This is a genomic window from Marinifilum sp. (genome assembly GCF_965230805.1).
GTDB lineage: Bacteria > Bacteroidota > Bacteroidia > Bacteroidales > Marinifilaceae > Marinifilum.
In genome coordinates this window covers 1,849,894-1,873,980 of the sequence record NZ_OZ246019.1, presented here as the reverse complement: position 1 = coordinate 1,873,980, position 24,087 = coordinate 1,849,894, and the positions used below count along the sequence as shown (strand labels likewise).

Sequence of the window (24,087 nt, the reverse complement as noted above, 5' to 3'; positions counted from 1 at the left end):
CCTTTGATTAGGAATTAAATTTTGATTTATGAAGCGAAAATCAATTATATCAGGTTTTTCAAAATTATCTAGAGAAGAAAAGCTCCAAGCATTAACAGGAAATGCAGACAAAATTAAATCGCAGTTGGATAGTTTTCGCCTACAGGATAAGGAGCAACAAGATCTGCTTGATGAGATTAGTGAGAATACCCTTTCAAATTTTTATTTGCCTTTTGGAGTTGCACCAAATTTCTTGATCAATGAGCAACTGTATCATATTCCTATGGTAATTGAAGAAAGTTCGGTAATTGCTGCTGCATCTCGTTCGGCAAAGTTTTGGGCCAATCACGGAGGTTTTCAGGCAAGGGTGGTTTCTGTTGTGAAATCAGGGCAGGTTCATTTTCTTTGGAAAGGTACAAAAGATCGTTTGGTGGATTTGTTACCTGAATTAAAGTATGAGCTATATAGGGGGACTGCAGAGTTGACCAGAAATATGCGACAACGAGGAGGTGGCATACAGAATATTCGCTTGGTCGATCTTTCTGAAGAAATGGAATATTACTATCAGATTCATGTTGAGTTTAATACTGTTGATTCTATGGGAGCTAACTTTATTAATTCTTGTTTGGAGCAAATGGCTCAAACCATGAAGAAATTTTTTAAATATTATAAGGATCTCGAAGAGCAGGAGCGGGAATGTGAAATTATCATGTCAATTCTGTCGAACTATACACCCGATTGTTTGGTAGAGTCGTGGGTGGAGTGTGACATCTCGGAGCTAGATAATATTGAACCTGGTATGAGCGGAAAAGATTTTGCCGAGAAGTTTGCGAAAGCTTCAAAAATTGCTGAGATCGATGTGTTTAGAGCAGCAACCCACAATAAAGGCATTTTTAATGGAATAGATGCAGTGGCTCTTGCTACTGGAAATGATTTTAGAGCCATCGAAGCCAATGGTCATGTTTGGGCATCTAAAACAGGGAGTTACAAGAGTCTTACGCAGGCTATGATTTCACGAAATCGCTTTAAATATAAACTTACTGTTCCTCTTTCTTTGGGAACTGTTGGAGGCTTAACCAGCTTGCATCCTTTGGCTAAATTTGGATTGGAACTTTTGGGTAAGCCATCGGCCAAAGAATTAATGATGATTACTGCTACGGCAGGATTGGCGAATAATTTTGGTGCCCTAAGATCCTTGGTAACTACAGGAATTCAATATGGGCATATGAAAATGCATTTATCCAATTTGCTGAATGCCTTAAAAGCGGATTACGAAGAAAAGAAACAGGCATTGGAGTACTTTGCGCATAAAACTGTATCATATAGCGAAGTAGAATCATTTATTAAATCTATCAGAACCAAGCTGCGCTAAATTGACACCCATTAAGAAATATTATTCGAATGCTAAATTTCTGATTACCGGGGAGTATTTAGTTATTCATGGTGCACTGTCATTAGCCATACCACTTCGCTTTGGTCAATACATGGAAGTTTATGAATCGGACTCTGATGTGATGGAATGGGTTGCATTTGAACGAGCCCGGGAATGGCTACATTTTTCTATTTCATTAGCAGAGGTTTTACAGGCAGATTGCAAAGGAGAATCTGAGAAAGATTTTGTTTGTTTTCTTCTAAACTGTGCGAAACAGTTAAATTCGAATTTTTTGGAAAAATTTTCATGGGTTGTAAAATCAGAAATCAATTTTGATAGGAAGTGGGGATTAGGAAGTAGCTCAAGTCTTATTAATAATGTTGCTCAATGGGCTGAGGTGAATCCGTATGAATTACATGCAATGGTTTCAAATGGATCGGGCTATGACATAGCCTGTGCAAATTATTCTTCGCCAATACTGTTTCGAAGAAATGGTTCACATCCTATGATTTATCCAGTAAACTTTGATCTTGATTTTAAGGAGCAACTTTTCTTTGTGTATCTAGGAAACAAGCAAAATAGCGAAGAAAGCGTTAAGATTTTTTTAAATGGCAACTCTGTAACAAAAATACAGGTCGCAAGTATTTCACTTCTGAGTAAAAAAATCTTGCAATCGAAGAATACCATTGAATTTGATGCATTGATTTCGGAACATGAGAGATTTATTTCGGAGGTTTTAAATTCCAATACGATTAAAGCAGAAAGATTCCCCGATTTCAAGGGCTCGGTAAAGTCACTGGGTGCATGGGGAGGTGATTTTGTACTGGTTCGATCGGAGATGAAAAAACAAGCAGTTCATCGATATTTTTGGGAAAAAGGGTTAAGCACTATATTCTCGTGGGACGAGATCATTTTAAGTAAAAAAATACAATTTAATGAATAAAGGAACTGTGGCTTGGGAAAGCCCTTCAAATATTGCTTTGATAAAATATTGGGGAAAAAAGGGCAGGCAATACCCATGCAACCCTTCTGTTAGTATGACCCTTAAAAATGCAGTGAGCAGAACTTGCTTGTCTTTCACCGAGAGAAATCAGGAATGGCTGACTTTTGAATTTGAAGGCAAAAATGTTGGGGCTTTTGAAAATAGAATTCAAAACTTTTTGGAAGAATTAAAAGATGAGCTTTCATTTATCAATGATTATACTTTTCATATTAAGTCTGAGAATACCTTTCCACACTCCACGGGAATTGCAAGTTCAGCATCTGCAATGAGTTCATTAGCAATGTGTTTGTGTAGCATGCAGGAACAAGTTACAGGCAAAAAGTACGAAAAGGATGAATTCCTTAAAAAAGCGAGCTATATTGCTCGTTTGGGTTCAGGTAGTGCTTCACGTTCCATTTATGGTTCTTATGCTACATGGGGAAAAAGTAATGCATTCTCGAAGGCTTCGAGTGATTATGCAACTCCTTTTTCGAAATATGTTCATCCGATTTTTAAGGATTATCAGGATTTTATTTTGATCGTGAGTTCAGAAAAGAAAAAGGTATCAAGCACAGTTGGACATTCTTTAATGAAACATCATCCATTTGCAGAAGCAAGGTATGATCAGGCTCATGATAATTTTGAAAGAATGCTTGGAATTTTGCGTAGTGGCGATCTGAATGGCTTTATTGAAGTTCTGGAGAACGAAGCATTAAGTTTACATGGATTGATGATGAATTCGAATCCATCGTTTACCCTATTAAAACCAAATACATTACTGGCTATTGAACTGATTCGAGACTATAGAGAAACCACTAAAACTCCAATTGGTTTTACCCTTGATGCAGGTCCGAACATTCACTTAATGTTTCCCAAAAATGAATTATCTGTAGTAAACAAATTTGTTGACGAGGAATTAAAGCATCTACTTGAAAATGGCAGATACTTGAAGGACGAAACGGGTTTAGGTCCAAAACAAATAATGTGAGCTTATGTTGGGTAAATTCGACAATTGGTTTTACGGAAAACTTCTCCTTTTTGGTGAATATTCAGTTCTAATGGATTCAATGGCATTAAGTGTACCATGCCATATGTTTAAAGCACGATTGGTTTTTGAGTCTAAAGAAAAAAATGCGGTAAGCAGGAATTCAAATTACCACTTACAAGTTTATTTGGGATATCTAAAATCAAATTCCAACTATTTTAAACCTATTCTCGATTTGGCAAAACTTGAAAACGACATTCAAGCGGGTTTATATTTCGATTCATCCATTCCTATTGGGTATGGTTTAGGTAGTTCGGGAGCCTTGTGTGCAGCATTGTACATGGCTTATGGCATGAACAGACAGAAGGAAGAACTTGATTTATTCACCTTAAATAACACTTTGGCTTCGATGGAAGGAGGATTTCATGGGAGAAGTTCAGGTTTGGATCCACTAATTTCTTATTTGAATAAACCAATATTGGTTTCAGAAGAGAAGGAGATTAGAGTTCTTGATGCTCAGTTTGATGAATTTAATAGAGAAGTAGTAATTATTTTAATCGACAGCAAGCAGAAAGGGGATACCGCGCCATTGGTAACTGCATTTCTAGATCATTGTAAAAACCTAGAGTATAAGAAGCAAATTACTGAGAAATTAGTTCCTGTCACCAACCAATGTATCAAGAGTTTTTCCAATAATAATATGAATTCATTTTTTCAAGCTATTCAAGTTTTATCAAATTTTCAGTACATTCATTTTGCTGATAAAATCCCAAATGGCTTTAAAGAGTTATGGAAAACGGGACTCGATTCTAACAAATTCTATTTGAAGTTATGTGGCTCTGGAGGTGGAGGGTTTTTATTGTGCTTTAGCAATAATAACTCAGAGACCTTATTATTTCTCAATAAAATGGGATATTCATACCAAAGTGTAGTTCTTAATTTAAAGATCTGATTATTGGAATGCAATAACTAACCATGGTTCCTGTTTTATTCTCGTCAATAGTTTTCAAATCCATAATTTCAAAATACATTTTTTTGGAAGATTTAAAATTATAAATCTTTACTCGATCTAAGGCAATTGAAGTAGCTAATGATTTATGCGTTTTACGATTATGCTGTTTTTTAGACTCTTCAATACCAATTCCATTGTCGATAATACTAAATTTAATTGCTTTTTCATCCTCGGTTTTCGCTACTTTGATATTGATTAATGCTTTCGGGTTATCCCTTAATCGACCATGAATTAAAGCATTTTCGATAAATGGCTGTGCAAGCATTGGTGGTACCATTACTTCGTTCTGGTCTAAAGTAGCGTCAATTTCAAATTGATAAGCAATATCGTTATCGAATCTAAGCTTTTGCATACTAATATAGTCTTCTAGTGTGCTTAATTCGGTGCGCAATGAAACAAACTCCTCGCGCGAGTTTTCCAAAATCCCTCTTACCAAACTTGCTAAGCTCGACAGGTATGTATTGGCATCCTCATTCTTTTCGTCTAGAATAAAACTTTGAATAGCAGTTAATGAATTAAACAAGAAGTGTGGATTCATTTGTGTTAATAAAACCTTTTGGCGCAAATCCATAATTTTATGATCGGCTCTTAATCGATTAATTCTAAGTGAAACCAAAATAGCAATAACACCAAGAATCATCACAGCCAACAATACAATAATCCATGCATTCTTTTGTCCTAATTCTAGGTTTTGAATTTGTGTTCGCTGTTGTAGTAGTTCGAGTTCTTTTTCTTTTTGTTCGGATTCGAACTTAGCAGTAAGTTCTGCTATCATATCATCCCTAAATGTTTCAGTAAGAGAATCTTTTAAAGTATAATATTTCCTAAGGTAAAAGATTGACTCTTTTGGTTTGTTTAAGTCTTCAAAAAGTTTGGAACAGAAATGGTATGTTGATGCTAAATCATCTTGTAAGTTTTGTTTTGTGCAAAATTCCTCTGCTTTTTGCAAATAAACCTCCGCATTATGAGATTGTTCTAGTTCATGTAAAACAATGGCTTTTTTAATGTATAACTTTCCTATTCCCCAAATATCATTAAGTTTTAATCTAATTTTTTCACATTTATTGTAATACTCTAATGCTTTTAATGGTTTTTGTAATGCTTGATAACATTCTCCAATATTTAGTTGAATAATTGCCTTGTGTTGTAACATTCCATTCTTTTCATTCAACTTTAATGCTTCAAGCTGATATTCTAATGCTTCATTATATAAACCTTGCTCGAATTTAATTACTCCGATATTAGTTAGAACACGAGAATATCTTGATGTTTCACCAATTTGAGAATAAATGCTCTTTGCTTTTAAATAGAATTTTAGAGCCTTTTTTAAATTATTAAGTGTTTGATATACACCTCCAATGTTGGTATATGCGGCTGCTTCTCCTTTAGGATATTTTAAAGCTTCATATATTTTTAATGCTCTTAAATATTGTTGCAGGGCTTTATCGTATTTGTTTGTTCTTCTATAAACAACGCCAATATTCGAATTTAAAATGGCAATGTTTAAACTGTCATTAACCGATTCAAATTCTCGCTTTGCTTTATTATAGTGTAGATAAGCTGAATCAAATAAACCTTGGTAGAAAAAAGTTGTTCCTTGGGATTTATGTGCAAAAGCTATAGCATCAGCTTTATTGGTTTTATGTGCTAATTCTATTGCTTTTCTTCCAATATCTACACTGGAATCGAATGATGAATCTCTTAATTCTTTAGCTCTACTTAATAATGAATCAATACTTGATTCTTGTTTGTCAGGAGCTTGATATATATATCCCAATGAATATGATTGCAGTGAAATAATTAAACTAGAAATAAAAAGAAAAAGTTTCATAAATACAGTTTTAAGCAATGCAATATGGCGAAAGTATGAAATAAATGGAATAGAATAAAATTATGATGTTTTTTTATATATTTGATTGATGTTTAATTAAGAACAATATATAAAATGAAAAACTTAAAAGAATTCAAGTTGACAGTTAAAGAACAAAGTAATGTTAAAGGAGGTACTATTAATATTCCAGCTAAAAAAGTTATTAAGTTTAAAGCGGGTAGTGAATTAGCTGATTCAGTACAGTAAAAAATAAAAAAAGCCTGATCATCGATCAGGCTTTCGTCATTTGTAGTTCAAATGATTTTAGAAATTGTATGTAATACCAATACCTGGCAACCAAGCTCTGTATTTATATTCTCCTGCAAAACCTTGTTCTCCGTAAATTTGTTGCGTAGAAGCATTTGTTTCAGCAGCTGTAACCTTCTTTCCTTCATTGTAAAGTAACGAAGCATCAAGATTTAATTTATTTGTTAGTTTATACGAAAAACCTGCAGAAACACCCACTTTGTTAGCCCCAGGTGTTTCAGGAGAATAGTACATTTTATTCGTTGGAGTTTCATCAAAGTATAAACCTGCGTATAGATCTAATTTTTCGTTAGCAGTATATCCGGCACCAAATCTCCAAGTTGTTGTATTGTCCCAATTTCTTGCGCTAGGGGTTGATAATCTTTCAGTTGGATCATTTTCGAAATCAAAAGCCAGAGATTCGTACTCACTCCATCCAATAAAGTTAACATCTGCCGAAATCAACCATTTATTATTTATTTGGTATGCAAATCCTAAGTTAAAGCTGGATGGTAAAGGAAGTGTTACCGCTACATTTCCGTCAGGAAAAGCAGCTTGGAATGGTGCAGGAATTTCCGAAGGGAAACTAAAATCTGCACTTGCATCTAAATGATTGAGAGACATTTCAACTTTTGAACGATACGATATACCTAGGCTTAATTTTTCATTTGGTTGAATAAAAATACCAAGGTTGTAACCATACTCTATTTTATCTCCAGTTATTCCAACCTTTCCTGATCCAACTAGACTACCATCATTCGGATTTATAACAGGTACAGCTCTATTTAATTCAACATCACCCTTTACAATCATCATACCTGCACCAATGCTCAACCAATTATTAACTTTATAAGAAACAGTTGGTTGTATAAAAATTGCTTTTAGGCTAAGATCTTGAATTAAATAACGGCCAGACCATTTATCTCCCCATTTAACTTTATTTCCAAATGGAGTGTAAGCACCTAATCCAAAAGCCAAATTGTCGTTTACTTTTATTGCACCATAAAAATAAAATGGTGGTCTTGCCGGATTATCGGTTTTTTCAGTTCCGCCTAGTCCTGTATATTCTGTTTCTGTTAGCGTAAGAGAAGCTCCTAAAGAAAAACTGTATTTATTGCTTAGGGTAGCTAAAGCTCCAGGATTCCATTGCATACTGCTTGCATCAAAATTTAAAGCAGTACCAACATGTCCCATTCCTGTTTGTTTATTTCCTTGTAGATTTACTGCGAAGCCTTCTGCTTTTAAATTGTATGACATTGCAATAACAGCTATGGCTAAACAAATTCTTTTAATCATAAGTTTATGTTTTAAAATTCGATCGGAATATAAATCAAATTCTTTGTCAAGCAAGACTAAAACTATTAAGTTAAGACTGGGGATTATATAATATTCAGATAATCAACAAAATGGAAGTTTTTGTATTTGCAGATATGGAAAAGCAATTGATTTTATATGTTGCGTTTTATTAAAATTTAATACTTTTATCTTGAATAAGATATCTTTATTCAACTAAAATTGTATAAACTTGAATAACAAAACACAAGGTAATTATGCCTACCAAAGCTTTAAGGAGGGTTATAAAAGTGTTACACCTTCTCTTATTAATCGTTCGTTTGAATGGAAAGACAAGCAGATCAATATTCTATTGGAGAAGGCAATGCTTGAACTGGGAGAATTAAATGCATTTTCCAAGTATTTTCCAAATATAAGTAGATACATCCCACTTTTTGTTGCCCAAGAAGCGCTTGCTTCTAACATGATTGAAGGGAGTAAATGTACCCTGCACCAAGCTTTTGTTACTGAAAGTTCAAAAAGCTTTAAAAGGATTTACGAGCAAAAGGAAATCACCAATCATATCGAAGCTATTAAATGGGGAGTAAAGGAATTAAAACGATTCCCATTGTCAATTCGTTTGGTAAAAGAGGCACATAAGATACTTTGCTCCGATCTTCCTCAGATGGAAGATTATGGAGGAAAGATACGACCATATTATCGATCGAATGATAACAGATTTGATGATGATTTTGAATACACACCTCCTAATAAGCATGAACTAAAAATTTTAATTAATGATGGTAAAAAGTTCTGGCGAAATGAATCTTTGGAATTGCCTCAATTAATTAAAATGGCTATATCTCTATATCAGTTCGAGAACATTCTACCTTTTTTAGATGGCAATGGCCGAACAGCTCGTACTCTGATACTATTTGAGATGATGGAGTTAAGCTTTGTACACAAACCAGTATTTTGTTTGTCTGTATTTTTTGAACGCAATCGCTTGGAATACTATCATCGTTTAAACTTAATACGATCAAAAAATGATATTGAGCAATGGATACGCTTTTTCTTGACCGGAATCAAAGAATCGGCTCGTTATAGTAAAGAGATTCTCGGAAATTTGAAAGTTTTGGTCGACAGAAACGAAAGATTGATTGATACGCAAATGGGCAAAAAAAGACACCAATCTGCAAAGCAATTGATAGCTGAATTCTATTCCAAACCATTTTTATCGGTTAACGGGATAAAAGAAAAATTGGGACTAAGTTTTCAGTCGGCTAATCAACTTATAAAAGAGTTTGAGAATGTAGGATTGGTAAAGGAGTTGGTAGGCGCAAGAAGAAACAGAATATTTTACCTTTGGGAATATCTACAATTATTTGAGTTATAAAAAATGCCGATTCTTATCTTAAGAATCGGCATTTCGTTATTTGTTTGGCTTTTAGCCCAAAACTTCTTTCATCTTTTTACCGATATCGGCAGGAGATTTAACCACATGAATTCCAGCTTCAGCCAGAGCTTTCATTTTTTCCTCGGCAGTACCTTTTCCACCTGCAATAATAGCACCAGCATGTCCCATTCTTTTTCCCGGAGGGGCGGTCTGACCGGCAATAAATGCAACAACTGGTTTATCAACATTTTCGGCAATGTAAGCTGCAGCAGTTTCTTCATCCGATCCTCCAATTTCACCAATTAATACAATTGCTTCTGTTTTAGGATCTTCGCTTAATAATTTTACTGCGTCGATGTGCTTGGTTCCAATAATTGGATCACCACCAATACCAATTGCCGTTGATTGTCCGAATCCTGCTTCGCCTAATTGGTGAACTGCTTCGTAAGTTAAAGTCCCAGAACGAGAAACAATACCAATTGTACCTGGTTTGTGAATAAATCCTGGCATGATACCAATTTTTGCTTCTCCCGGAGTAATAACACCTGGGCAATTAGGACCAACTAAAGTTGTTTTTGGATATTTCTTAAGGAACTCATGAACTTTTAGCATATCAAAAGTTGGAATTCCTTCGGTAATACAAATTACCAATTCAACACCAGCTTCAGCAGCTTCCATAATTGCATCGCCTGCAAATGGAGGTGGAACGAAAATAACAGAAGCATTAGCACCAGTTTTTTCAACAGCACCTTTCATGGTGTTGTAAATTGGAATTTTATCCATAAATAGTTGACCTCCTTTACCAGGAGTTACTCCTGCAACTACATTTGTTCCATATTCAATCATTTGTTGGGTATGGAAAGCCCCTTCGGAACCAGTGATTCCCTGAACCACCAGTTTGGTATTTTTATCTACTAATACACTCATTACGCTTCAATTGTTTTAAGAGTTCCTACTACTTTTTCAGCTGCATCTTTTAATTCTGTAGCTGCAATAATATTCATTCCTGATGCCTCAAGAAGCTTTTTACCTTCTTCAGCATTGGTTCCTTGTAAACGAACCACAATTGGTACTTTGGTGTCGATATTTTTAATTGCTTCGATAACTCCTTTAGCTACGCGATCGCAACGAACAATACCTCCAAAAATATTAATAAGAACTGCTTTCACATTTTCATCCGAAAGAATAATTCTGAAGCCTTTTTCAACTGTTTCGGCTGATGCTCCACCCCCTACATCAAGGAAGTTAGCAGGCTCGCCACCGGTAAGTTTAATGATATCCATGGTTCCCATTGCCAAACCGGCTCCGTTTACCATACAACCAATATTCCCTTCTAGTTTTATATAGTTAAGACCAGATCTTCCAGCTTCAATTTCTAAAGGTTCTTCTTCATCCAAATCGCGAAGAGCAGTAATATCTTTATGACGATATAAAGCATTTTCATCGAAATTTGCTTTAGCATCAAGTGCAATAACATCTCCTTCTTTGGTTACAACCAACGGGTTGATTTCAAAAATTGAGGCATCGGTTCCCATGTATGCTTTGTAAAGTGCCATTAGAAACTTCACACCATTTTTAAAAGCATCTCCAGTTAAATCAAGAGCAAATGCCATTTGTCTTGCTTGGAATGATTGTAGGCCAACCGCGGTATCAACTACTACTTTTACAATCTTTTCCGGAGTTTCTTCAGCAACTTTTTCAATTTCCATTCCACCTTCGGTAGATACCATAAAAGTTACAGATGAAGTAGCACGATCCATAACGATACCTGCATACAACTCACGATCAATATTCGACGCTGCTTCAATAAGAACTTTCTTTACTAGTTTTCCTTCTGGACCAGTTTGGTGAGTTACCAATGTCATTCCCAAAATGTCGTTTGCATAACGAGTTACATCTTGTGCAGTAGGTGCAAATTTAACACCACCACCTTTTCCTCTGCCACCTGCATGAATTTGGGCTTTTACTACTACGGGCAAACCAATTTCGGCTGCAGCTTCTTCAGCTTCCTTTACCGAAAAAGCAATTTTGCTTTCTGGTACTGGAACGCCAAACGACCGTAAAATTTCCTTTGCTTGATATTCGTGAATCTTCATTCTATAAAAATTTTTGTTAGGCTTGGAATGACCTGCAAAAGTTCTGCTGGTATTGTTTTAATTGATTTTGAACAGATTTAGGCAAGTCGGTTAATAAAAATACAAATGTTTAATTGTTTGATGAACTTAAATATATAAATATCTGCATGGAATAAAAAGGTGATCTCTTAGAAATTTAAAGATTTTGAAGTCTTTAAATGTTTATAGCGTTTAAATGGCAGGATATCAATGTGTAAGATGGACTTATTCTTTATCTATGCAGAGATAGAGACAAACTATATGGTTTTGGATTTAGAGCAGTAATGGTAAAAACATGTAAAAACTCTCATTTATCGATTTTTTTGAATATTCTCCCGATTAAATGTCTTCTGAACGCTTTGTATTTTGTAATTTCAAACTCAAATGAAATAAATGGGTATCCAACTTTATCATTTGGAGGCCATGGATGATAATTTTAATTCAGAAGCAATAAATACCATTCTGGATTATTTCCCGGTGACAATAAATTGTTCTAATTTTAATTAATTCAATTTTAAAACTGATATAAAAATGAGTGCATACTTTAACAAGGTAAAAGATTACCTATTGAACCTAGAATACAACATTGTGCAGGAAGATTTAGCGGAAGAACTATTTATAGTTGAAAATCCTGAAGGCGGAATTGCAAATTTGGTTGTTGATTGTGAGGATCCGATTCTTGTTATAGAAGGATTACTATTCGAAATTAGTGATGATCAGGATGATATTTTTAAATCATTGCTAATAAAAAACAGAGAAATAGTGCATGGTGCTTTTGCTCTTGACGAAACTGGAACTAGGGTATTGTTCCGTGATACGCTTCAATTAGAGAATTTGGATCAGAACGAATTGGAAGCTACTTTAAATTCATTGGAATTGTTGCTTAGTGAGTACTCCGAGGAAATTATTGCATTTTCAAAATTGTAAACGACTAAAAGAAGAATAAGATATGGGAATTTTTAGCAGATTATTCAATGTGGGTAAAGCAGAAGCTCACGCAGCGATTGATAAATTAGAAGATCCTATCAAGATGACTGAGCAAGGGATTAGAGATCTTAAAAAGGATTTGGATAAGAGCTTACAAACTTTGGCAGAAGTAAAAGCCTTGGCAATTAGAAGTAAAAGAGAATTGAACGAACAAAAGTCGATGGGACAGAATTATGAGCAAAAAGCGATTCTTCTTTTGCAGAAAGCCGAGAAAGGGGATTTAGATGTTGCAGAAGCAGAACGTCTGGCAACTGAAGCTTTGGCAAGAAAAGAAGAAGCTGTTGCAAATGCTGCCCGTGCTCAGGAAGAGGTGAATCGATTCGATCAAAATATCAGCCAACTTGATGCCAATGTGAAGAAGTTGAAATCAACCATCTCGCGTTACGAAAATGAATTGCGTACTTTAAAAGCTCGTGCTCGGGTAAGTTCTGCAACACAGAAAATCAACAAACAGCTTTCGGGAATTGATAGCTCAGGAACCGTTTCGATGTTGGAAAAGATGAAGGATAAGGTAGCACAGCAAGAAGCAATGGCTGAAGCTTATGGAGAAATTTCTGTTGAGAACAAGAGTTTGGATGATGAGATTGACGCTACTTTAAATGAAACGAATGTAAAAGCTTCGAATGCCTTGGAAGATTTAAAGGCAAAAATGAAGAATAAGGAATAGCTGTTTTTACAAATTTGAACGAAATTAAAAATGGGATTATCTGATTTTTTTAAAAGGAAAAAACAGCCCTCGTACGACAGCACCAATATCCGGGTAACCGACCTGGATATTGGTTTTGTTTTTGAATATGATCTTGAATCATGGGAAGTGCAGGCTTGTTTTGAATACGATTGGGGGGACAATTTCTTCACTCAGGAATTTAAGATTTATAATGGTTCAAAAACATTGTTTTTGTCTGTTGAAGATGATGATGAAATTTATCTGTCGGTTTCAGAAAAAATAAAAACTCGTCAATTAGGCGAAGAGGTTCATGAATCTTTACTGTGCAAACAGAAGGCTCCGGCTTCTTTTGAGTACGATGGTAGAAAATTTTTTATGGACAAAGAATCACCTGGATTCTATAATGATGTAGCCAAAGGTGATGAATGGGTTGAATTCATTTCGTGGGATTACGAAGATGAATCGGGAGAGTATATTGTGTGTATCGAACAATGGGATGAACAGGAATTTGAGGCTTCTGCCGGAAAACGAATCAAAGAATTCGAAATCTCTAATATCTTACCAAAATAGAAAAAGGAATTATGGAGGATGAATGCGATCGTTAATTCATAACTCCTAATTTATAATTCAAAATCAGATTTTATGAACAGCACAGCAAAACTTGTACTTGGGATTATCGTTTTGTTTTTTATTGTGAAAACCTGTGGAAGCTGCGATTCTACTTCTACACGCCAGCAATCATCAAGCTCTCAAGTTGCAAAAACATGGAGAAAATCGCCAGTTGATGATTTGATCAAGCAACTGAATGATGAGCCCAATTTTTCTATCATTTTATTTGATATGGATGCGAACGAATCGGGAAATGACTACAAGCATCAATACCAGATATTGATACAAAAACCAGACACTGTACTTGAAAAGAAGACAGATTGGAAAAAGGTTGATGAGGCATTTTTCTCGCAACATATCAATGATATGGGAATGGAGATTGCTTCGAAAAAGGATGGTAAAGTTACCAAGCAAGCAGTTCCTGCTGGTTACAACCACTATGTTGGAAACGAAAAATATGGTCGATGGGAAAACCATGGAGGTTCTTCGTTTTGGGCATTTTACGGGCAATATGCTTTTATGTCTTCGATGTTTAATATGATGACTTACCGTCGATCTTATTGGGACGATTACAATCGTGGTGGATACTATGGCGGTTCTAGAGGTTATTACGGACCACGTGGTAGCAGTCCGGTTTATGGTACCAAAAGCTTTACCTCTTCAACATCGGGCAATAAGAGTACTTGGGCAAACAAGCCAAATACTTTTAAAGATCGCGTAAGGAACAAAGTAAGTCGCTCTTCCAATCAATCCAGCAGATTTAGCTCTACTCGCTCAAAATCTTCGAGTACTGTAAACAAGAGAACAAGCAGAAGCTCTTCACGATACAAGTCGAGTCGAACAATACGTTCGCGAAGTGGAGGATTTGGAAAATAAAATTGGTGTATAATTCATAGACTTAAAATTATGATTTCATTGTCAGAGATTTCTTATATCATTTATGATGCTGTGGTTTATATTACCGTGGCTTTTGTTATTTTCCTGATCGGAAAATTTGTTTATCAACTCCTTCATCCGTCGTTTAAAGTGAAAGAAGAGTTGGTGAAGAAAGATAATTTTGCTTTTGCAATTGCTCATGTTGGATACTACATTGGTTTGTTACTAGCTATTGGTAGTGCCATTGTAGGTCCTTCGAACGGATTGGTGAACGATGTTATCGATATTGCTGTTTACGGTTTATTGGCTATCGTACTATTGAACTGTTCAATTTTCCTATCGGATTTTTTAATGCTTCGTAATTTTTCTATCCGTAAGGAAATTATTGAAGATCAGAATGCTGGAACGGGAATTATTGAAGGAGCAGTTTCCATTGCTTCTGGTTTAATCATTTTTGGTGCAGTTTCAGGAGAAAGTGGCGATATGCTATTCGGAATTTTAACTGCAGTAGTTTTTTGGGCTTTTGGTCAACTGGCTTTAATTGTAACAACACGTTTCTATAATTGGATTACTCCTTACAATATTCACGAACATATCGAAAAGGATAATGTTGCTGTAGGTATCGGTTTTGCCGGAGCAATTATAGCAATTGGAAATTTAATTCGATTTGGTTTGGTGGGAGACTTTGAAGGTTGGTTACCATCCTTCACCGAAACAGGTTTCGAATTATTGGTTGGTTTAATTCTGCTTCCGGCAATGCGATTAATCACGGATAAAATTTTACTGCCAGGAGAAAAATTAACTGATGAAATTATCAATCAAGAACATCCAAATATTGGTGCAGCTTTGGTTGAAGCATTCGCATACATAGGAGGATCGGTATTGATTACATGGTGCCTTTAAAAATTACGAATTCGGAATTACTAGGGTGATTCCAAATGAGATTCTTAATAAAGAATGGCGTAAATCGTAATTTGAAATTCGTCATTTGTAATTAGAAAGATTGTGTTTAAGAGTAAATCAACATTATTAAAAGCGGCAATTTTTGCTACTGGTTTTTCCGGTGTGGTGGCAGAGTATATCTTGTCTACATTGGCAACTTATTTCATTGGTGATTCAACATTGCAATGGGTGATGACTATTTCATTGATGTTGTTTTCCATGGGACTTGGTGCTCGATTTAGTAAGGTTTTTGAAAAGAACTTGTTGAAGATCTTTTTGCTTTTGGAGTTTACACTGTCCATTCTGGTTTCATTTGCACCATTGCTTGTTTATACTGCATCAGCCTATACTCAGGCAATCGGGATATTGATTTACTCCTTGGCTATATTGGTTGGTTTACTAATTGGAATGGAAATTCCTTTGGTAATTCGAATAAATGATGAGTACGAAAAATTACGATTTAATATATCCAATATTCTTGAGAATGACTATTATGGAAGTTTATTAGGTGGAATATTTTTCGCGTTTATCGGTTTACCATTCTTTGGTTTAATTTATACACCATTTATTCTAGGCTTTGTAAATTTCACTGTTTCTATTGTCGTAATGATTTTCTTATGGGATCTCTTTAAAACTAGTGAACGAAGAAGTTTAGCAGGGATAGGTACTTTTATTATAGTGTTTCTAATTTCAGGAACAGTCATTGCTGATAAAGTTATTAGCTATGGAGAGCAGTTAAAGTATGATGATAAGGTAGTATATGCCGAGCAGACCAAATATCAGCGCATTGTAATTACCCGATGGAAAAATGATTACTGGTTGTACCTGAATGGAAATCAGCAATTGTGTACCCGCGATGAGGTGATGTATCATGAACCTTTGGTGCACCCGGCAATGAGTTTACACCCTAATCCTGTAAATGTTTTAGTACTTGGAGGTGGCGATGGCTGTGCGGTGCGCGAAATTCTAAAGTATTCAAAGGTTGAAAAAATTAGTTTGGTTGATTTGGATCCGGCAATGACAGAACTGGGCAAAATTCATCCGGTTTTAACTAAACTGAACGAAAATTCGCTACACAACGAAAAGGTAGTTATTAATAATGTCGATGGATATACCTTTATGCAAGAGAATGATGATTTCTATGATGTTATCATTCTTGATCTTCCTGACCCTCGCACAGTAGAGTTGGGCAGATTATATTCCTATGAATTTTATAAACAATGTTATCGACACATGCGACCAGGAGGTGTTGTCGTAACTCAGGCAGGTAGCCCGTACTTTGCCACACGTGCTTTTTCGTGTATTGTTGAAACCATGAAAAGTGCAGGTTTTGAAACCGTTCCTATGCACAATCAGGTAATAACACTTGGCGAATGGGGTTGGAGTTTGGGCGTGAAGCAAGCCAGTGGCGATGTAAAGAAAAATCTCAGAAGTTTGGATTTTGAGATCTCTACCCGTTGGATCAACAACGAGGCAATGGCTTTGATTACCTCCTTTGGAAAGGATTATTACCCATGGGAAAAGGATACTGTATTGGTGAATCGTATTCATGAGCCAGTGCTGTATAAGTATTATTTAAAAGGAAATTGGGATTTGTACTAATGAAAGAAAAATCAAAAATATTAGCAGCCAAAATACACAACCTTAAGTTTTGGATTACAGAATGCGATCCAATGCTTCTTAAAGTATGGTTTCAAAATTATCTGGAAAAGGTAGGTTTTGTAATTTTAAATTGCTCTGATCATCATTTTCCTGTACAGGGGTATACCGCTTTATGGATGTTGGCCGAATCGCATTTGGCCATTCATACTTTTCCAGATAAAGGATATACATACATTGAATTAAGTTCTTGCAATCAAAGTAAGTCTGAACATTTTAAAAAGGTGATTGAAGAGAGTGATTTAAAAGTGAATTGGAATGGGGAAGGCATTGAAATATGCAAACCAATAAGTAGTTAAAATTGGATAGATAGAATATGAGGAAAAAACTTATATATCTGGCAGCATTTATAGTGTATGTATTGGCAATTCTGTCCATTCAATGGTTCGAAAGTCAATCACCTGAATCGAATATTAAAACTATTGGCGATGCATTTTGGTATGCAATTGTTACCCTAACCACGGTTGGTTATGGCGATTTTTATCCGGTAACCCTGCCGGGTAAAATTATAGGCTTGCTTGTAATTATAGGCAGTTTAGGAATATTAGGATTTTTAATTGGTGAAATAACGGTAAGATTTAATCAGTATATGGAAAAGAAAAAATGTGGTTTTTGGGGAACCGATTTCGAGAATCATTATGTGATAATTGGGTGGAGTGAATTTGCGCAAAAAGTGGCGAATCAGATTATACATGCAGGACAAATAGTTGCAATCGTAACCAATTCTAAAACCGATTTGGATTTAATTTCAGATCTCTATTCATCGAAAGATGTTTTTTCTCTTTTTGCTGATTTCTCTAATATTGAGGCTTACCAAAAGGTGAATGTAGATAAAGCCAAGAGAGTTTTTGTAAACTTTGATAATGATTCAGAAACTTTGGTTTTTGTGATCAACCTTAAAAAGCAATATCCAGTGGCGAATGTGGTGGTTCGTTGTTCAAATCCCAGTTTGAAGGAAACTTTCATAAACGCTGGAATCGATCATGTGATTGCTCAATATGAGGTGGCTTCGAAATTGGTTGCTTCTTACCTTTTTGAACCACATGTTGCCACTTATACCGAAGATTTGATAGCTACCAGTGTTTCTGATGAGGATTCGGATATCCAACAATATCTGATTACAGAAGAATGTAAGTTTGCCGGAGCTGATTATATGGATGCATTCTTAAAGCTTAAGCTTGATTTTAATGCGATCCTAATTGGTTTGGTGCAAGGAGGTAAAATTATTAAAAATCCTGTAAAAGGGACAAATGTACAAACCAATAATTACCTGATCTTAATATCAAGTGGAGATACTAAAAAATCTTTGGAAAAGTTCTTTGGAGTAAAAGAGGGAGAATAAAGGATAAGATTCCAGGATGGTACAGTATTGTAATATCACACACCACAGTAGCCTAATGCCCTGGACTAGGGTGTTCTAATACCGTAGAGTGCATTAGTCTGAGTGTTACTGATCTTACATTATAAGTGTTTTGCTTTTCACAGCCTAAGTGTGAACACCCTTATATTTTAATAAAAGTGAAGAAATGTGATTTATTCAGGTTGATAACCCAAATCATCAAGTAAATTTGGAGCTTGTGAGGCCAAAACAGCCAAATCATCTGCACGTTCGTTTCCCGGAATATTGGCATGCCCTTTCACCCATACAAATTTTACATTGTGCTTCTTGTATATTTCCAGAAAACGCATCCATAAATCGGCATTTTTCTTTCCCTTGAAACGCTTTTTTACCCATCCGAATACCCATTTTTTCTCTACTGAGTCAATAACATATTTAGAATCGGAATAAATGGTAACCTCACAACCTGGACTTTTAAGTGCTTCCAGTCCCACAATAACTGCCAGCAATTCCATTCGGTTGTTGGTGGTAAGTTTGTATCCTTGATTTAAATCCTTACGATGATTTCCCGAAATTAAAACAACTCCATATCCTCCCGGACCTGGATTTCCACTTGCTGCACCATCGGTAAACATGGTGATTTTTGCTGACATTTTGTAATGTTTAGATTTTCCAGTTCAAAAGTAAGAAAAATATAAAGGGTTTTATACAAAGAACGCCAAGAGAATTTGTAAAGAGAGATCGAAAAGCATTTAGAACTTGTTTAACACATAAAATCTTACGACTGTTTGACTTTTGGACAGTTCCAGACTTTAATAAAAAAAGGATGTTCGATTTTTCGGACATCCTTTATGTATTATATAGTGATTAATGAATTACTTCACAATTGTCAATTCATCAATAATGTTTTGGGCACCAGCAAACTTATCGATAATGAAAAGAGTGTAGCGTACATCCAGATTGATACATTTTTGAAGGTTATCTTCGAAGTCGATGTCACCCGACATGGCTTCTGAGTTTCCATCGAAAGCAGTACCGATTAATTCGCCGTTTCCGTTAATTACTGGAGAACCGGAGTTACCCCCGGTAATATCATTGTTTGTTAGAAAGCAAGTGTGTAGTTTTCCATTTGTATCGGCATAAATTCCGTAATCCTTAGCTTCGTAAAGCTCTTTTAGTTTAGCAGGAACCTTGAATTCATAACTTGTTGGATTTTCTTTTTCCATTACACCTTTTAAAGTAGTGTAGTGATAATAGTATACGCCATCCCTTGGTTGATAACCACCTACATTACCGTAGGTTAAACGAAGGGTTGAATTGGCATCTGGAGCCATTAGTTTCTTTTTGTTGATTTGCAATAAACCATCTACAAATAAGCGTTTTCCTTTTGCAAGTTCTTTAGCACCTTTAAGAGTAGCCTGATATGCCTTCCAGCCAGCATTTTCAATTGAAATGCCTGTTTTATATAGGATATCATTTTCTAATGCCTCAGCTTTAGGAGCTTCAAGGAACTCGTTGAATTTAGCTTCGGTTGCAAATACAGAGTTTGCATAAGCTTTTTCGGCAAATTTGCTAAAATCATTAGCATATTCCTTTTCGATGGTTTTGAATATGGAAGGGCGGTTTTCCATTGCAATGCGATCGGCATAGAAAGCAAATAAACCAGCCATTAGTTTCTGATCGGTTGGAGCATTGTAGTCTTTGTAAAAACCCTTACCTGCTTCTTTTATTGTTTTAATTGCTTTCTCAATTGCTTCAGTATCCTGATTTTCAGCTTTCAAAAGATTCAACAATCTTCCAGCTTTTGCAGCAAAACCAGGAGCCTCAGCTCCATTTACCAATGCTTCTCCAATGTATGAAGCCTGATAGGCGGCATGTTTTCTTTCTGCAAAAACTTTTTTGATCAAGTTAAGAGCTTCGCTATACTTTGCAGCACGTTTTTTCTTTTTGTTAGCCCATTTCAAGAATTCTTTTTCAATTTCTTTTTTGTGAGCCATTGTGTTTAGCTTCTTCAGAGCTTTGTTTTGCTCGTTTGAGTATTTCCAATAGTTGGCACTGCTTGCATGTTTCGACGAATATTGAATTCTTACCTTAGGATCTTTTAACATATCATTCATCATGATCTCCAATTTTACAGTACGGATATCGTAACGATTCTTGTTAGTTATATTCATGGTTTCTTCCAAACCGTAGGAGGTAAGGTAACGATTTGTAGTTCCAGGGAATCCCATAATCATTGCAAAATCACCTTCTTCAATTCCTTTAATAGAAATTGGTAAGTGATGCTTTGGTTTCAAGGGAACATTGTTTTCTGAGTAAGCAGCTGGTTTCCCGTTGGCATCTGTGTAGATACGAAATAATGAGAAATCAGCGGTATGACGAGGCCACATCCAGTTATCAGTATCTCCACCAAATTTACCCATCGATTGTGGAGGAGCACCAACCAAACGAACATCTCTGTATATTTCGTAAACAAATAAGAAGTATTGGTTGCTGTTAAACATACTCTTTACACTGGCTTTGTAGTCAGTTCCTTCTTCAGCATCTTTTTCGATAGATATTGCTACTTTTTCAATTGTTTTGTAACGATCCTCTTCCGACATATCATCTTTAATGTCTTTTAAAACTTCTTTGGTTACATCTTCCATTCTTACCAGGATAGAAGCAGTAATTCCAGGATTTGATAATTCTTCTTTTTTATTGTAAGCCCAGAATCCGTCTGATAGGTAATCATGTTGCGGACTTGAGTGAGATTGAATGGCGCCAAATCCACAATGATGATTGGTTAAGAATAAACCTTGGTTGGAAATAATTTCTCCTGTGCAGAAGTGACGGAAAGGTCTTCCTTCCCTACCTAAACCCACAATAGCATCTTTAATACAAGACTCGTTTACTTTATAGATGTCTTCAGCTGTAATTTTAAAGCCTTTTTCCTGCATTTCAGCAGTGTTCTTTTTTAAAAGAGATAAAAGCCACATTCCTTCGTCTGCTCTAACACTAGAGAAACAAAGCAAAAGACTTAATCCCAATACTAATGATTTTAAATTCCTCATTTTAGTTGAATAATTTTAAGTATGATCCAAGTTGTTGACAGTGATTAAGAACTCGGAGCGTTTGTTGTGTTAAATTATTTTGTTGACAGGCAAAGTTAGTATTATTCTGAATTATTTACCGATTGATTAGAAATATCAGATCGAGGTGTAGGTCTTAATTGTCACAAAGTCAGTAGAGTAATTTTCTTTCATAGAAAGAAAATTAGATGAACAGCTTGATTTTCTCGTTAAAATATACTTATAATGGCTTGTTAATCATACGTTTGTTAGAATTTTAATTCCATTTGATCAGGAAGTAGCCCAAAACTTTTTCGATGATATTGACTTATGCCAAATTCTTTAATGGCTAATCGATGTTTTTTTGTAGGATAGCCTTTATTGTTGTTCCAAAGGTAATTAGGAAATTCCGAGTGTATTTTCAACATGAAATCATCTCGATAGGTTTTCGCCAGGATAGATGCGGCGGCAATTGCGGAATATTTTCCGTCCCCTTTAATTACACAGGTATGTTTGATATTCTTGTAAGGATTAAATCTATTTCCATCAATCAGAAGATGTTCGGGTTTAATTTTCAATTGATCAATGGCTCGATGCATGGCAAGAAAAGAGGCATTCAGAATATTAATCAGATCGATTTCTGCATGATTGACAATGCCAACTGCACAGGCAATAGCTTCTTTTTCTATTTCAGTTCGAAGCTGATATCTTTTTTTCTCAGAGATTTTCTTGGAGTCGTTGAGCATCTCATTTGAGAAATCAGAAGGCAGAATTACCGCAGCGGCAAAAACAGGCCCTGCCAAACAGCCACGGCCAGCTTCGTCGCATCCGGCTTCAATTGTATTATCATGTAAAAATGGGGCAAGCATACTTATCAAAATTAGATTTTCGCAAATATAGTTCAAATCAATATTTCGGAGGAGATGGAATTTATTTCTTATACTTAATGGTTCTGGAATTATTAATGAACTCTGCTTTAACTTTTTTGGGATTATCAATAATTTCGTAAAACTCATCGAAGTAATTCAATACACGCTCTTTTTCTTTATCGTTTAAATACGGATTATTTATATATATATCATAGAGTGCTTCTTTTTTCATTTTAAACTCTCTAAAAATATACTCCAGGTCTTTGGCAGTTCTTTTGTAACCTCTATACAACCTATCGTGAATGCTCTTAATATTTAACTTTTCGTGTGGTATGGCATAAGGAGCATTTACCAAACTGGCCCAATCAAAATCATAGGGTACAGGTATTGGTCTTGAGGTTGGCGTTTTTGCTATTAGCTTGATGTTGTGAAGGGTGGGAACTCCCCAATCAGTATTGCCTACTAAATATTGAAAAATAGCAAGTTTGGTTACCTTACCAATAAGAGTATGATCCGGATGAATTTTTTTCTCATAACGGGGGATTTTACCGTTTCGATTAGCCATATCCTCTAAATCTTCGATAAAAAAGGCATATTTTTTGAAAGGCCCCATTTGGTTTTTACTGTCTTTATAGGTAATCTCGGCCAGTCGAACATTAAAACTTTCAGGAGTAAATAAGTTGTATGCTTTATAAATAAGATATTCCTGGATTAGCATTTGTTGGTATTTCTCATTTTTATTTTGGCAATGAGTTACCATTTTTAATTTTCCTTGATTATGGAAGAGGGTATAGCTGGATTCTACCTTATTGAATTTGATTCTCATTGGAGGAAAAGCACAAATGCCTCGATCTTTTCTAAAGTTACCTCGTGTTTTTATTTGCACAATCATGGAGACAATAGAATCGCTGAGATAATACGACAAGCGTGCACGGTAGTATTTGTTTTTCTTACCAACATCTCTTACCAATGACCTTAGATCTGTTGTGATAGAAAGTTGAATTAAAGTGTCTGATTCGAATAAATTGGGAGAGCGATATATGGTATCAACATTCGGATTTTCCTGAGATTTTCCAAGAGTACGAGTTGTACTTATAAGGATCAGGAAAAATAAAATAAAGATTTTTTGGATATATGAATTCATTGTGCAGTGGGATTGTTGGTTTAAGTCATTTCTCACTCCATGCCTTTATCGCTTAATTCTGCATCGGTAAGTACATTATTACCAGGTGCGTCTTTGTAAAAAATCGTCAATCTGATACTGTTTTTGGCTAAATCAATTTGACCAATCTTAAATCTTGTAATTACAAGCCCTGTTCTTTCTTTTATATCTTGTCTTAGTAAATCGTGTTTATCCGGATGAATTAAATCCATTCGATCGTAGATGATTGTCCTGCGAGCCATATGCCTTCGCATCCAAACTCTTTCCATAACCCAAGTGGTTAGCATGAAAGTAGTATTGGTTAGAAGGATTTCACTATAACTTACATCTCTTCTTGCTAATGCATTAATTATTGAAATGGTAATTACCAAAAACAGGTAGGTCATTTCACGAATAGGTATAGTATCTGTACGGTATCGTATAATACCGAATATTGCGAAAAGACCAAGTGCAAAACCAAGCTGTAAATCAATGTTTCCTAATAGAAAACAAAGGAAAAAAACTGTGGTACTTATCATGATATAAGTAAAAACATAAGTTCTTTTTCCTGTTGCCTTAAAATACACATAGTTCACAACAAAAACTGTTACCAAAAGGTTTAATAAATATCTTAACAGAAGTTCTACCAAATTATTTGAAATGATAACAGTACTTGGTACATCTATGGTACTTATTAGATTGGTGAGTAGTTCCATTTTA

The 24,087-nt window shown here is 35.3% G+C and carries 23 protein-coding genes; 14 read left to right on the top strand and 9 right to left on the bottom strand.

Annotation, left to right across the window (positions count from 1 at the left end; genetic code table 11):
- The first annotated feature begins 28 nt into the window (after positions 1–28).
- Genes ACO05S_RS07440 through ACO05S_RS07425 form a run of 4 tightly spaced genes read left to right on the top strand, consistent with a single transcriptional unit; the run spans position 29 to position 4,270 of the window.
- Complete coding sequence (locus ACO05S_RS07440) at positions 29–1,351, top strand: hydroxymethylglutaryl-CoA reductase (RefSeq protein WP_421920890.1); 1,323 nt, start codon at positions 29–31, stop codon at positions 1,349–1,351.
- A gap of 1 nt (position 1,352) precedes the next feature.
- The gene (locus ACO05S_RS07435; RefSeq protein ID WP_421920889.1) at positions 1,353–2,294 is read left to right on the top strand and encodes a GYDIA family GHMP kinase; all 942 of its coding nucleotides are present in this window, start codon (positions 1,353–1,355) and stop codon (positions 2,292–2,294) included.
- A complete protein-coding gene (locus tag ACO05S_RS07430; RefSeq protein ID WP_421920888.1) occupies positions 2,287–3,321 on the top strand; it encodes a diphosphomevalonate/mevalonate 3,5-bisphosphate decarboxylase family protein in 1,035 nt (344 codons plus the stop codon). Before ACO05S_RS07435 ends, ACO05S_RS07430 begins: the two co-directional genes overlap by 8 nt.
- Positions 3,322–3,325: 4 nt before the next feature.
- Positions 3,326–4,270: a mevalonate kinase family protein gene (locus ACO05S_RS07425; RefSeq protein ID WP_421920887.1), complete on the top strand. Its 945-nt coding sequence runs from the start codon at positions 3,326–3,328 to the stop codon at positions 4,268–4,270.
- On the opposite strand, the gene ACO05S_RS07420 is transcribed toward ACO05S_RS07425, so the two are convergent.
- Complete coding sequence (locus ACO05S_RS07420; protein WP_421920886.1) at positions 4,254–6,161, bottom strand: tetratricopeptide repeat-containing sensor histidine kinase; 1,908 nt, start codon at positions 6,159–6,161, stop codon at positions 4,254–4,256. The two genes, ACO05S_RS07425 and ACO05S_RS07420, sit on opposite strands and share 17 nt — an antisense overlap.
- A 114-nt stretch (positions 6,162–6,275) precedes the next feature.
- Here ACO05S_RS07420 and ACO05S_RS07415 point away from each other — a divergent pair, with 114 nt between their 5' ends.
- On the top strand, positions 6,276–6,407 hold the full coding sequence (locus ACO05S_RS07415) for a hypothetical protein (RefSeq protein ID WP_421920885.1): 132 nt from the start codon (positions 6,276–6,278) through the stop codon (positions 6,405–6,407).
- A gap of 57 nt (positions 6,408–6,464) precedes the next feature.
- On the opposite strand, the gene ACO05S_RS07410 is transcribed toward ACO05S_RS07415, so the two are convergent.
- A complete protein-coding gene (locus tag ACO05S_RS07410) occupies positions 6,465–7,742 on the bottom strand; it encodes an OmpP1/FadL family transporter (protein ID WP_421920884.1) in 1,278 nt (425 codons plus the stop codon).
- A 229-nt stretch (positions 7,743–7,971) separates the two neighbouring features.
- On the opposite strand from ACO05S_RS07410, the gene ACO05S_RS07405 reads away from it, so the two are divergent.
- On the top strand, positions 7,972–9,114 hold the full coding sequence (locus tag ACO05S_RS07405) for a Fic family protein (protein ID WP_421920883.1): 1,143 nt from the start codon (positions 7,972–7,974) through the stop codon (positions 9,112–9,114).
- A gap of 51 nt (positions 9,115–9,165) precedes the next feature.
- On the opposite strand, the gene sucD is transcribed toward ACO05S_RS07405, so the two are convergent.
- Positions 9,166–10,041, bottom strand: coding sequence for a succinate--CoA ligase subunit alpha (gene sucD / locus ACO05S_RS07400; protein ID WP_421920882.1), 876 nt, complete (start codon positions 10,039–10,041; stop codon positions 9,166–9,168).
- On the bottom strand, positions 10,041–11,210 hold the full coding sequence (gene sucC / locus ACO05S_RS07395) for an ADP-forming succinate--CoA ligase subunit beta (RefSeq protein ID WP_421920881.1): 1,170 nt from the start codon (positions 11,208–11,210) through the stop codon (positions 10,041–10,043). Before sucC ends, sucD begins: the two co-directional genes overlap by 1 nt.
- 549 nt (positions 11,211–11,759) lie before the next feature.
- Here sucC and ACO05S_RS07390 point away from each other — a divergent pair.
- The 8 genes from ACO05S_RS07390 (at position 11,760) to ACO05S_RS07355 (ending at position 18,310) form a co-directional block, all read left to right on the top strand.
- Positions 11,760–12,155: a CesT family type III secretion system chaperone gene (locus ACO05S_RS07390; protein ID WP_421920880.1), complete on the top strand. Its 396-nt coding sequence runs from the start codon at positions 11,760–11,762 to the stop codon at positions 12,153–12,155.
- A gap of 22 nt (positions 12,156–12,177) precedes the next feature.
- Positions 12,178–12,882: a PspA/IM30 family protein gene (locus ACO05S_RS07385; protein ID WP_421920879.1), complete on the top strand. Its 705-nt coding sequence runs from the start codon at positions 12,178–12,180 to the stop codon at positions 12,880–12,882.
- A gap of 30 nt (positions 12,883–12,912) precedes the next feature.
- Positions 12,913–13,452, top strand: a complete 540-nt coding sequence (locus ACO05S_RS07380; protein ID WP_421920878.1) for a DUF4178 domain-containing protein — start codon at positions 12,913–12,915, stop codon at positions 13,450–13,452.
- 72 nt (positions 13,453–13,524) lie between these two features.
- Positions 13,525–14,367 carry a hypothetical protein gene (locus tag ACO05S_RS07375; protein WP_421920877.1) on the top strand — a complete coding sequence of 281 codons (843 nt, stop codon included), beginning with the start codon at positions 13,525–13,527 and terminating at the stop codon, positions 14,365–14,367.
- 30 nt (positions 14,368–14,397) lie between these two features.
- Entirely contained in the window at positions 14,398–15,270 is an 873-nt protein-coding gene (locus ACO05S_RS07370; RefSeq protein WP_421920876.1) for a DUF350 domain-containing protein, read from the top strand.
- Positions 15,271–15,372: 102 nt separating this feature from the next.
- Positions 15,373–16,911, top strand: coding sequence for a polyamine aminopropyltransferase (locus ACO05S_RS07365; protein WP_421920875.1), 1,539 nt, complete (start codon positions 15,373–15,375; stop codon positions 16,909–16,911).
- A complete protein-coding gene (locus ACO05S_RS07360; protein ID WP_421920874.1) occupies positions 16,911–17,267 on the top strand; it encodes an S-adenosylmethionine decarboxylase in 357 nt (118 codons plus the stop codon). The genes ACO05S_RS07365 and ACO05S_RS07360 overlap by 1 nt, the downstream gene beginning before the upstream one ends.
- 17 nt (positions 17,268–17,284) lie before the next feature.
- Entirely contained in the window at positions 17,285–18,310 is a 1,026-nt protein-coding gene (locus ACO05S_RS07355) for a potassium channel family protein (protein WP_421920873.1), read from the top strand.
- A gap of 191 nt (positions 18,311–18,501) precedes the next feature.
- On the opposite strand, the gene rnhA is transcribed toward ACO05S_RS07355, so the two are convergent.
- The 5 genes from rnhA to ACO05S_RS07330 form a co-directional block, all read right to left on the bottom strand.
- Entirely contained in the window at positions 18,502–18,960 is a 459-nt protein-coding gene (rnhA, locus tag ACO05S_RS07350; protein WP_421920872.1) for a ribonuclease HI, read from the bottom strand.
- Between the two features lie 222 nt (positions 18,961–19,182).
- On the bottom strand, positions 19,183–21,360 hold the full coding sequence (locus tag ACO05S_RS07345) for a S46 family peptidase (protein ID WP_421920871.1): 2,178 nt from the start codon (positions 21,358–21,360) through the stop codon (positions 19,183–19,185).
- 266 nt (positions 21,361–21,626) lie between these two features.
- Positions 21,627–22,226, bottom strand: a complete 600-nt coding sequence (locus tag ACO05S_RS07340; protein WP_421920870.1) for a ribonuclease HII — start codon at positions 22,224–22,226, stop codon at positions 21,627–21,629.
- 61 nt (positions 22,227–22,287) lie between these two features.
- Positions 22,288–23,370, bottom strand: a complete 1,083-nt coding sequence (locus ACO05S_RS07335; protein ID WP_421920869.1) for a hypothetical protein — start codon at positions 23,368–23,370, stop codon at positions 22,288–22,290.
- Between the two features lie 32 nt (positions 23,371–23,402).
- Positions 23,403–24,083: a DUF4956 domain-containing protein gene (locus ACO05S_RS07330; protein WP_421920868.1), complete on the bottom strand. Its 681-nt coding sequence runs from the start codon at positions 24,081–24,083 to the stop codon at positions 23,403–23,405.
- Positions 24,084–24,087 lie beyond the last annotated feature (4 nt).

Coding starts and splice junctions, on each gene's coding strand:
- ACO05S_RS07380 (WP_421920878.1), top strand. CDS start 12,913: ATGGGATTATCTGATTTTTTTAAAAGGAAAAAACAGCCCTCGTACGAC.
- ACO05S_RS07420 (WP_421920886.1), bottom strand. CDS start 6,161: ATGAAACTTTTTCTTTTTATTTCTAGTTTAATTATTTCACTGCAATCA.
- ACO05S_RS07390 (WP_421920880.1), top strand. CDS start 11,760: ATGAGTGCATACTTTAACAAGGTAAAAGATTACCTATTGAACCTAGAA.
- ACO05S_RS07375 (WP_421920877.1), top strand. CDS start 13,525: ATGAACAGCACAGCAAAACTTGTACTTGGGATTATCGTTTTGTTTTTT.
- rnhA (WP_421920872.1), bottom strand. CDS start 18,960: ATGTCAGCAAAAATCACCATGTTTACCGATGGTGCAGCAAGTGGAAAT.
- ACO05S_RS07410 (WP_421920884.1), bottom strand. CDS start 7,742: ATGATTAAAAGAATTTGTTTAGCCATAGCTGTTATTGCAATGTCATAC.
- ACO05S_RS07345 (WP_421920871.1), bottom strand. CDS start 21,360: ATGAGGAATTTAAAATCATTAGTATTGGGATTAAGTCTTTTGCTTTGT.
- ACO05S_RS07335 (WP_421920869.1), bottom strand. CDS start 23,370: ATGAATTCATATATCCAAAAAATCTTTATTTTATTTTTCCTGATCCTT.
- ACO05S_RS07360 (WP_421920874.1), top strand. CDS start 16,911: ATGAAAGAAAAATCAAAAATATTAGCAGCCAAAATACACAACCTTAAG.
- ACO05S_RS07430 (WP_421920888.1), top strand. CDS start 2,287: ATGAATAAAGGAACTGTGGCTTGGGAAAGCCCTTCAAATATTGCTTTG.
- sucD (WP_421920882.1), bottom strand. CDS start 10,041: ATGAGTGTATTAGTAGATAAAAATACCAAACTGGTGGTTCAGGGAATC.
- ACO05S_RS07340 (WP_421920870.1), bottom strand. CDS start 22,226: ATGCTTGCCCCATTTTTACATGATAATACAATTGAAGCCGGATGCGAC.
- sucC (WP_421920881.1), bottom strand. CDS start 11,210: ATGAAGATTCACGAATATCAAGCAAAGGAAATTTTACGGTCGTTTGGC.
- ACO05S_RS07330 (WP_421920868.1), bottom strand. CDS start 24,083: ATGGAACTACTCACCAATCTAATAAGTACCATAGATGTACCAAGTACT.
- ACO05S_RS07355 (WP_421920873.1), top strand. CDS start 17,285: ATGAGGAAAAAACTTATATATCTGGCAGCATTTATAGTGTATGTATTG.
- ACO05S_RS07385 (WP_421920879.1), top strand. CDS start 12,178: ATGGGAATTTTTAGCAGATTATTCAATGTGGGTAAAGCAGAAGCTCAC.
- ACO05S_RS07425 (WP_421920887.1), top strand. CDS start 3,326: ATGTTGGGTAAATTCGACAATTGGTTTTACGGAAAACTTCTCCTTTTT.
- ACO05S_RS07440 (WP_421920890.1), top strand. CDS start 29: ATGAAGCGAAAATCAATTATATCAGGTTTTTCAAAATTATCTAGAGAA.
- ACO05S_RS07370 (WP_421920876.1), top strand. CDS start 14,398: ATGATTTCATTGTCAGAGATTTCTTATATCATTTATGATGCTGTGGTT.
- ACO05S_RS07415 (WP_421920885.1), top strand. CDS start 6,276: ATGAAAAACTTAAAAGAATTCAAGTTGACAGTTAAAGAACAAAGTAAT.